This is a genomic window from Streptomyces sp. CNQ085 (assembly GCF_022614595.1).
Classification (GTDB): domain Bacteria; phylum Actinomycetota; class Actinomycetes; order Streptomycetales; family Streptomycetaceae; genus Streptomyces.
Window position 1 is genome coordinate 1 of record NZ_JAJFAU010000175.1, and the last position, 3137, is coordinate 3137.

Below are 3137 nucleotides of genomic sequence, written 5' to 3' on the forward strand. Positions count from 1 at the left end.
CGCCGGCGGTGAACCGCCGGCGCGACAGCCGCGGGGCGGCTCCGGCGGCGCGGCGGGCGGTGGGCCCGTTGGTGGGTTCGACGGTGGGTTCAGCGGTGCTTCCGGCGGCGTGTCCGGCGGTGTGATGGTCTTCATGGGGAGCCATGGCTTCTGCCTAGGGCCGAGCAGCCCCGGCGGGCCGTCGGCGCACGGAGCGACCCGCCGGATTCCCCCGTACGGGAACGACTTTCGGATGTGAAAAGCCTTTGGCGAGCGGCGCGCGTCTTGGGCAGTGTGCCCCCATGGGCCTCATGAGCCCCGCCCATGTCGCCCTGCGCCCCCTGGACGAGGCACTGCTGGGAGATCTGGCGGCCACGGCCGCCGCCGACCCCGTGGAGACCGTGTACGCCGTCCTCGTCACGGAACCGGGCCGGGCGCGGACCGGACCGCCGCCGCCTCACGCCCCGGCCAGCGCACGCTCCCCCGGCTCGCAGGCATCCCGCAGCGCCCTCAGCTCGTCCGGCGGCAGTCGCAGCGAGGCCCCGCGCCTGCTCGGGTCGAGCGTCGCCCGGCCCGCCGCCAGCCACTCCCCGTCGGGCGCCACGCCGGCGAACCCGGCCAGCCGCGACAGCTCACGCTCCGGCGCGTCCAGCAGGTCCTCGTACGACAGGCTCATCCGGGCCGTCTCCGGCACCCGGGCCAGATGCTCCAGGCACTCGGTCACCAGCCGCGACCACATCTGCCCGAACCGGGTCACCGGCATCACCCGGTCGAACACCAGCCGGGAGTCGAACGGGTCCTGGAGGAGGCCCGCCAGGTCCGGCGGGAGCTCGCGGGCGTGCCCGGGCGTCAGCTCGTCGCCGGGCTCCAGCCCCAGCAGTGTGTGTATCTCCTCCAGCATCGAGATCATCCGGAATCCGGTGTGCCGGCTCATCGACAGCGCACAGTCGGGCCCGTCGCGGTGGAGGTGGACGAACCCCGCCCCGGGGAAGCCCGCCCGCAGCCGGGGCACCCACCCCACCGAGAACCCCGAGCGCTCCACCACCGCCCGCCGCCCGAACCGGTCGCACAGCAGCCCGAACAGCTCCCGGTACTGCTCCTCGACCGGGCGGCGCGGCCAGGCGCGGACCCGCGGGGCGAGTTCGTCCAGCAGGCCGTCGGGGTCGTCGGTGAGGTGCGGCAGCACCATCAGGGACAGCCGGGGGATGCCGGTGGTGTCGGCCGAGAAGCGCCCGGGACCGCGCGGGTAGAGGAACTCCGGGATGGGCGCGCCGCTGCGGATCATCCTGTCGAACGCCGGGTTGGGCTCGGCCAGGAGACGCCAGAACTCCGCTCCTTCCAGTGTCCCCTCGGGCATCCCCTCGGATCCGACCGAGGCCAGCAGCTCGTTGAGGCTGAGGATGTCCCGGTGCAGGTTCAGCACGCGCGACAGCGCGGTCGAACCGCTCCGCCCCGTGCCCACCACGAACGTCAGAGGCCGTGCGCTCATGTGTCCCACCCCAATGCTCTCCCGCGCCCGGTCCGGCCGCGGCTTCGGCGACGGTCGGTGATCTCAGTCCCGCAGCGTACGGACCCGGCCGCGGCGTGCGGCAGGGCGACTTCCGGCCAGGACGGCCCCGGGAGCTGCCCGCGACGGCGGCGCGGCGACGGCCCGCGCGGAGCACCCCCGCGCGGAGCACCCGCCCGTTCGCCGGTGAGGGCCATCGGATGGCAGGGTGTGGGTATGACGGAAGCGGGCGGAAATGACAACGGCGGGAGCGGGCCGGGGAACGGCGACATCGCGGTGGGCCTCTCCGTCGGAACGGCGATCGGGGTCGCCCTGGGCCTGGTGGTGTTCGACGACATCGCCGTCGGGATCGGTGTGGGCATCGCGCTCGGCGCCGCCTTCGGTTCGGCCCGGCGGAGCCGCCGGGAGCCTCCCGGCGGCTCCGGGGGCGAGGGCTGAGCCGCTCCTCCCCGGCCGCGGTGGTGGGGGTCGCGGCGCCGGGCCCGGTCGCGGCAGGGTCCGGCGACCACGGGGGTCGTACCGCTCGTACGCCGTGAGCGCGGTCGGTTCGTCCCGCTCGTCCGTGCTCACCGCACCGCACCGCCCCGGCCCGTGGCACCGCCATGGCCCGCCCGGCACGGAATCCGGCGCGTGCGCGGTGTGGGCGGGTGCCGGTGCCCACCGGAGACCTCTGCCGTCGGCCGGAGATCGCCCGGGAGCGGTGAGTTCGGGGTTCCATCGCACTCCGTGATCGGTCGGTGCCCTCCCACGGGCGACTGTCGCTTTCCGTATTCGGACCATCTCCTTCCGGAGCCGGTGTCGGCGGATTTTCCGCCGTGACCTCACACAGGCCACGGGAAAGGGAGCGGACTGTGACGGCGGGGTGCGGAGCCGGGTGCGGCGCGCCGCCGCGGGGGCGGAGTTGACCTCAAGTCGGCTTGAAGTCCTAGTTTCTCGGTCAGGGTCTCGAGGTGGGGCCGTGACGGTGGTGGACGGAAGTGGACGGGAGAACGAGATGACCGCAGCGGCACAGCAGGACCAGTACCGCCTCGCCGTGGTCCTGGGGAGCGTGCGCGAGGGGCGCTTCGTGACCACGGTGGGGGAGTGGTTCGCCCGGCAGGCCGGGCAGCGCGATGACGTGAAGCTCGACGTGATCGACCTGGCACGGCCCGATGGGGACGGGCGGACGTTCGGCGAGCGGGTCGGCGCCGCCGACGCCGTCGTGGTCGTGGTGCCCGAGTACAACCACAGCTTCCCCGGTGAGCTGAAGACGGCGATCGACTCCCTGAAGCCGGAGTGGCGCGCCAAACCGGTCGGCTTCGTCTCCTACGGCGGACGGGGCGGGGGGCTGCGGGCGGTCGAGCAGCTGCGGCTGGTCTTCGCCGAGCTGCACGCGGCCACGGTCCGGGAGACCGTCAGCTTCCACGACGCCTGGCGGGAGTTCGGGCCGGACGGCGAACCGCGCCGGGCGGGCGAGGCGGCCGGTGCCGCGGCCGCGCTGCTGGACCGGCTCGCCTGGTGGGCACTGGCCCTGCGGCGGGCGCGGGAGGAGCTGCCGTATCCGGTGTGAGGGACGGCAGACGCGGAACGGCCGGCCGGGACACCCCCCTGTTGGACCTGGTCGCCGACCTGCGTTCCCGCACGCCCACCCACGCCGCGAAGGACGTCGTGC

Annotated in this window: 3 protein-coding genes; 2 read left to right on the forward strand and 1 reads right to left on the reverse strand. The window is 74.5% G+C overall.

Annotated features, from left to right (window positions below):
• Window positions 1-436: 436 nt before the first annotated feature.
• Entirely contained in the window at window positions 437-1468 is a 1032-nt protein-coding gene (locus tag LJ221_RS21530) for a sulfotransferase (protein WP_241718379.1), read from the reverse strand.
• A gap of 234 nt (window positions 1469-1702) precedes the next feature.
• Between LJ221_RS21530 and LJ221_RS21535 the strand changes: the two genes are divergently transcribed.
• Window positions 1703-1924, forward strand: a complete 222-nt coding sequence (locus tag LJ221_RS21535; RefSeq protein WP_241718380.1) for a hypothetical protein — start codon at window positions 1703-1705, stop codon at window positions 1922-1924.
• A gap of 556 nt (window positions 1925-2480) precedes the next feature.
• Window positions 2481-3035, forward strand: coding sequence for an NADPH-dependent FMN reductase (locus LJ221_RS21540; RefSeq protein WP_241718381.1), 555 nt, complete (start codon window positions 2481-2483; stop codon window positions 3033-3035).
• The last annotated feature ends 102 nt before the right edge of the window (window positions 3036-3137 follow it).

What these genes read in the sequence shown, in the direction of transcription:
- LJ221_RS21530 (WP_241718379.1), bottom strand. Translation starts at nt 1,468, where the DNA reads ATGAGCGCACGGCCTCTGACGTTCGTGGTGGGCACGGGGCGGAGCGGT.
- LJ221_RS21535 (WP_241718380.1), top strand. Translation starts at nt 1,703, where the DNA reads ATGACGGAAGCGGGCGGAAATGACAACGGCGGGAGCGGGCCGGGGAAC.
- LJ221_RS21540 (WP_241718381.1), top strand. Translation starts at nt 2,481, where the DNA reads ATGACCGCAGCGGCACAGCAGGACCAGTACCGCCTCGCCGTGGTCCTG.